Below are 5,883 nucleotides of genomic sequence, written 5' to 3'. Positions count from 1 at the left end.
GTCGCGGCGCCGTTCCAGCTCCGCCTCGGCCTCGTCGGCGGTGACGGCGCGCAGGTCGTGGACCGCGCAGCTGCCCGGGTGCATGGGCCCGATGCTCTGGGTGCCGTCGGCGTGCACGCGGGCGCGCAGCATGGGGTGCCGGTCGGCGAGGGCAGTCACGGCGGCGGTGAACTTCGCGGCAGCGTCGTCGCTGGTCAGGGCGTCGCCGTCGAACTCCAGGTAGAGGTGCGCAGCCACGCCTCCGAGGGCGTGGGAGTCCGACCGGCCGACCCAGTAGGCGTGCTGCATCGGGGCGAGCGGGAACCGCTCACCGTCGATGAGTGCGCCGCCGGACCCGTCGCTCTCGACAGGCGTCGAGGCGACGGAGGAGTCGACGACGACGACAACGTCATCTTCCACCGGAACCGCGTCATCACCCAGTAGTTCGGTCCAGGCCTCCACGGTCGGGTCGGCAACCAGGCGGGCGAAATCCACGTCGTATCCGCGCTTTCGCCACTGCCCGGCGAGTTTCATCATGCGTAGAGAGTCGAGTCCGTGCATCACCAGGTCGCCGTCCGCGGGCAGGGAGTTCGCCTCCACCCCGAGGACTGCGGCGATCTCCGCACGGACGTCGAGAAGGTCGGACTCCGATTGCGTGATGGTCATGCGTTCTCCTTCGCGAGTTCGGCGCGCAGCGTCTTCTTGTCGACCTTCCCGATCGCAGTGATCGGTAGTGACGGCACGATGTGCACCTCGTCGGGCAGTTTGAATGCGGCCAGTCCCCTGTCAGTGAGGAAGCTGCGCACGTCGTTCAGGGCGATCGGCTCGCCCGGCGGATGGTCGTGCGAGGTCACAACCAGTGCCGAGATCCGCTCCCCCAGGTCGGCATCGGGGACTCCGATCACAGCGGCCTGCCGGATCGACGGATGGGCGGTGAGGTTTTCCTCGACGTCGTCGGCGGCCACGTTCTCGCCGGCCCGGACAACGGTGTCCTTGATACGGCCGGTGACCGCGAGGTGGCCGGTCTCCTGCCTGCGGACGGCGTCGCCGGAGCGGTAGTAGCCGTCCGGGGTGAAGCTCTGGGCGGCCTGTTCGCCGGCCCGGTAGTAGCCGCGGATGGTGTACGGGCCGCGGACCAGGAGTTCGCCCTCCTCGCCGTCGGGCACGTCGTCGCCGTTCTCGTCGACGATCCGCACCTCGTCGTACTCCGACATGGGCGCGCCCTGACACCGGTGGACGAGCTCCCGGGGATCGTCGAGTCGGGTGTAGCAGACCAGTCCCTCGGCCATTCCGAACACCTGCTGGGTGACGGGCCCGAGCGCCGCGTCGAGAGCCTGCGCGTCGGCCAGCCCCAGCTTCGAACCGCCGACCTGCAGGACGCGCAGCGACGAGACGTCGGCCGGCTCCCACTCGGTGGCGGCGGTCCAGACCTGCGCGAGCGCCGGTACGAGCGCGGTGACGGTGACCTTGTTCGCCTCGATTACGTCGAAGGCGGAGTCCGGGCTGGGATTGTCAGTGAACACCACGTGCCCGCCGACGGTCCAGGTGCCGAAGATTCCGGGGCAGCACAGGGGGAAGTTATGCGCGGCGGGAAGCGCGGCCAGGTAGACGTCCTCGGCGGTGAGCTGGGTGATCTCCGCCGAGAGTGCGGCGTTGAGGACGTAGTCGTCGTGCGTCCGGGGGATGGGTTTAGGCAGGCCGGTGGTGCCGCCCGAGACCAGCAGCAGTGCGGGCAGGTCGGGGTCGACGGACTCAGGCAGGGCGACGTCGGCCGTGTCGGCGTCCGGGATCGGCAGATGGTCGCCGGGTTCGCCGTCGATGAACACGTGCCGGATTCCGGGCACCCTTTCGCGGAGGGTCGTCGCCAGGTTCCGGTAGTCATAGCCTCGACGGCCGTCCTCGGTGACGTAGGCAACCGCTCCGGTGCACGCGGCCAGGTGGCTGATCTCGCTGATGCGGTGGGCGGGCAGGGTCATCACCGGGACCGCCCCGGCGCGCAGCAGTCCGAGCAGGGTGATGGCAAAGGCCGCGGAGTTGTGTTGCTGCAGGATGACCCGCTCACCCGGGCGAAGGCCCGCCGATAGCAGTCCGGCGGCTCTGGCGCGTGCGGCGCGATCCAGTTCGGCGTAGGTCAGGGTGCGATGGCCGTCGGTGCCAGCGCCGGTGACCGCCGGCGCGTCCGGCAGCCGTGTCGCCGTATCGGTGACGATCTGCCAAAGTGCGCGTCCGGTGAACAGACCGGCCTCGGCGTAGCGTTTCGCGGCCGTCTCTGGGTGGGGGACGTACCCGTCGGCCAGTCCGTCCAGCTGTGGCGTCTCGCTCATGCTCCACCCACCGTGACCAGGTCGGCCGCGCAGTGGCGGCGGATCTTGCCCGAGGTCGTCTTGGGCAACTCTCCCTTGCCGATGAGCGTCACCGCGGAGACCGGAACGCCGACGGCATCGAAGACCGCGCGCGAGATCTCGTCGTGGATCCGCTGGCTGGCCTCCGGGTCCGCTGCCCCCTCGGTTTCGGCGATGACCGCGATGCCCTCGCGCCCGTCGGGTCGGGGGTGCGGCACGGCTGCGGCGTTGCCGGGTCGGACGCCGTCGACGGTGCAGGCGGCGCGTTCGATCACCGCGGGGGCGATGTTGCGGCCGGAGACGATGATGACGTCCTTCGCTCGTCCGGTCACCACCACCTCGCCGGTCTCGGTGATGTATCCGAGGTCGCCGGTGTCGAGCCACCCGTCTGCGTTGACGGCGTACTCGAATCCGGTTTCCTTCAGGTATCGGGCGGTCACAGCCGCACCGCGGACCATCAGGGTGCCGATCCGGTTCGCGGGAAGCGCCTGTCCCTCGTGAAGTACCGCCACCTCGATCCCCGGAACCGGCTGTCCGAGCCGGACGTGGGTCTGCACCTTCGTCCCGGCGTCGGGGCCCCCGGCTGAGCCTTCGGCCCCCGCTCCCGCCGCCGCTCTTTCCACCGTCGCCGGAGCCAGGCGAATCTCGCCTGTCGTCTCGGCGAGACCTGCGTCGATGGTGTCCACGTCAAAGCGTGTGGACAGTGAGTCGAAGGACACCGCGAGGGTGGTTTCGGCCATGCCGTAGCAGGGCAGCAGCGCCTCCGACCTGAGACCGAAGCGGGTGCCTTCGGCCAGCAGGGAGAACATCGAGGATTCGTCTATCGGCTCGGCGCCGTTGATCGCCACCCGCAGCGAGGACAGGTCGTACGCCCCGTCGTCGGCACGCCGGAGTCGCTTGGCCAGCAGCGCATAGGCGAAGTTCGGCGCCGCGGTGCAGGTCCCACGGAATCGGTCGATGAGCTCCGCCCACACCTGGGGTTTGACCAGGAACGCCCGCGGCGTGGTGATCACCGCGGTGATGCCCGAGAGCATCGGCAGGAGCAGCAGTCCGACCATTCCCATGTCATGGAACAGCGGGAGCCAGCTGATGCTCACGTCCACATCAGTCAGGTCGATGGCCTCGGCCATCGCGTAATGGTTCGCCTCGAGGTTGCCGAAGGAGATGACAACGGCCTTGGGGATGCCGGTGCTCCCGGAGGTCAGCTGGAGGATCGCCACGTCGTCGGCGACGAGCGGCACCGGAACGATGTCCGCGCCCTCCCCGGCCCGCCCCAGTCGGGTGAGTTCATCGACGCTCACGATCGTGGTGCCGACGTCCGTTCCGGCGAGTGCGTCGGCGAAAATCCCGCCCACCACCAGGACGTCGGCTCCGAGCATGGCAATCACGGCCCTGGTGTCGTCGAGCCAGGCGTGCAGGTTCGCCCGCGGAGTCGGTTGATGGAGCATCGTGAACGCGGCTCCCCGGGTCCAGGTCGCCTGCACCAGATCCGCCACGTCGCCGGGATCGTCGGCGAGGATCGCCACCCTTCCGCCATGCCCCACCCCGGTCGCGGCGAGTCCCGCGGCAACCGTCCGTGCCGCCAGCCGAACCTGAGACCAGGCTCTGAATTTGAGGTTCGCCGGATCATCGCCGCTGTGCAATCCACGATCATGCGGGACCGGGCCCATAAGCCATTTCTCAACAAATGTAGTCATCGCCTGGGTGAGACCTTCCCGTTGCGCGGATCAAGTGGACATGGCAAACAATTTAGGCATACCTAAGTTAGGCAAGGTATACCTTGCTCGGCGCGATCGGCGCTAGTACCGTCGCCGGTGATCCACGACACCTTGTGTCCGCTGCACGGGCGGATAGTGTCGATATAAGTCCAGCTCAGGAGGCTCTATGTCAGATCAAGTCGAAATCACGTTGTCAGAAATCCTCACCGAGGATCTCGACCTTCCCCTCGACCAGGCCTCGGCCTCGTCGAGGCTCGTCGAGGATTTGGGGCTCGATTCCGTCGGGTTCGCCATCGGCGTCGTCTCCATCGAGGAGCGCCTCGGGGTACGCCTGTCCGAGCGCGAAATGCTCGAGACCTCTACAGTTGGAGAGCTGATGGATCTGGTGCGTTCGCGGCAGGCCGACACCGCTGGCCAGACCGCATGAGCCAGACCCCGTCGATCACTTACGGCCCGCCCGATCACACCTATCTACACCTGGACACCCCGAGCCGACCGATGCACTGGGCGATGCTCCTCGAGGTGGATCCGGAACCGGCCGGGCCGCTGGACTTGGAGGCAGTTCGCCACCGGGTCGCCGAACGCGCATCTCGCTACGACCTGTTCCGCACCGGAATCGAAGGCGGCCGGTGGACCCGCCCCCGCATGATCCAGCTCGCGGAGATCTCCCCCGAGCGCCAGGTCTCCGCCGCCGAGTTCACCGGGGAGTCCGGGCTCCGCGGAACGGTCGGCACGTTGATGGCTGAGCACCTGCGCCGCGGGCTGCCCTTCTGGCACATCACCCTGCTCTCCCCCGCCGACCCCACGGATCCGAACCCAGACCCAGGCCATAACCAGGACCCAGCCCCGGCCCGGCAGTACCTGCTCCTCCGCGTGCACCACAGTTTGTCCGACGGGATCGCGGGCGCGGCGTTCTCCGCCCTGCTCGCCGATGGTGACGACGAGGAACTGGCCGAGTTCGACAGGTTCGCGACCAGCCCGCGGTTCTCGATCAGCGGGATCGATCCCGCGGACCTCAAGACCGCAAAGACCGCGTTCGAGGAGGCCTGGGCCGCCGGCCAGCCGGGACGCCACTGGCCGACACTGACCGGGCAGGGGCGGCGCGAGGTCGCCTGGCACAGTGTGTCGACGCGGGATCTGCGCCGCGCGGCCAAGCGGGCCAGCGCGACCCCTCACGAGTTCGTTCTCGCGGCGGTCGGCGCGGCCGCCAGCACCGTCCCGCCGACCGGTGAGACCTCCGAGAACATCCGGGTGACCCTGCCGGTGACCCTGGACAAGGAGTTTCGGCACACCGGCAACGCGGTCGCGGTGTCACTGCTCAACCTCTCCGGCGCACAGGGGTCAGTCGCCGGGCAGCTGCCGCGGATCCGGGAGCAGCTCGCCCGGATTGAGGACGACTCGATGGCCCTGAATCTCGCTGCGGCCGACGATGCCCCGCGCGCGCCGTGGCCGATCTTCAGGCTCCTGTCCGGGGCCTCGATGAAGAAGATGTCGCCGGACATCCACGTGGGCATCAACCCCGGATTCACGCGGGTGCGCACGGTCCTCGGCGCGCCCATGTTGGGGCTGACGGCACTCTCTCCGCTGGTCGGGTACTCGTTCTCGGTCACCGTCCTCATCCTGGGCACGCGGACCAGTTTCGGGATCGTCTACGACAGCGAGGCGCTCCCCGGCTACGGGGCCACGTTCGTCGAGGCGTTCAACGAATTCCTGCAAGCCGACGCCGAGCCCGAAGACACGGCAACCGCCAGCCCGGCGACCGCTGCCACCGACAGCCGGCACACCGCCAGCACGGCGAACCTCACCCACTAACCTGGGTGATTCACGGGGATCTGCGGATCGCT

At 68.6% G+C, this 5,883-nt stretch carries 4 protein-coding genes and 1 pseudogene; 2 read left to right on the top strand and 3 right to left on the bottom strand.

The features are described from left to right. The 3 genes from G6016_RS09070 to G6016_RS09060 form a co-directional block, all read right to left on the bottom strand. Positions 1-645 (bottom strand): phosphopantetheine-binding protein (locus tag G6016_RS09070; protein WP_241730014.1); only part of this gene is annotated, 645 nt, incomplete at its 3' end. After that, positions 642-2,303, bottom strand: coding sequence for a (2,3-dihydroxybenzoyl)adenylate synthase (locus G6016_RS09065; protein WP_182632352.1), 1,662 nt, complete (start codon positions 2,301-2,303; stop codon positions 642-644). The genes G6016_RS09065 and G6016_RS09070, both read right to left, overlap by 4 nt. Next, positions 2,300-4,018: a long-chain-fatty-acid--CoA ligase gene (locus tag G6016_RS09060; RefSeq protein WP_182632351.1), complete on the bottom strand. Its 1,719-nt coding sequence runs from the start codon at positions 4,016-4,018 to the stop codon at positions 2,300-2,302. The genes G6016_RS09065 and G6016_RS09060 overlap by 4 nt, the downstream gene beginning before the upstream one ends. 181 nt (positions 4,019-4,199) lie before the next feature. On the opposite strand from G6016_RS09060, the pseudogene G6016_RS09055 reads away from it, so the two are divergent. After that, positions 4,200-4,466, top strand: a pseudogene (locus G6016_RS09055) (acyl carrier protein); the annotation flags it as partial. Continuing rightward, the gene (locus G6016_RS09050) at positions 4,463-5,851 is read left to right on the top strand and encodes a condensation domain-containing protein (RefSeq protein ID WP_241730012.1); all 1,389 of its coding nucleotides are present in this window, start codon (positions 4,463-4,465) and stop codon (positions 5,849-5,851) included. The pseudogene G6016_RS09055 and the gene G6016_RS09050, both read left to right, overlap by 4 nt. The last annotated feature ends 32 nt before the right edge of the window (positions 5,852-5,883 follow it).

This window comes from Dietzia aerolata, from assembly GCF_014144865.1.
In the GTDB taxonomy this organism is placed as follows: Bacteria; Actinomycetota; Actinomycetes; order Mycobacteriales; family Mycobacteriaceae; genus Dietzia; species Dietzia aerolata.
The sequence above is the reverse complement of the archived record's forward strand: the minus strand, read 5'-3'. Positions and strand labels throughout refer to the sequence as shown.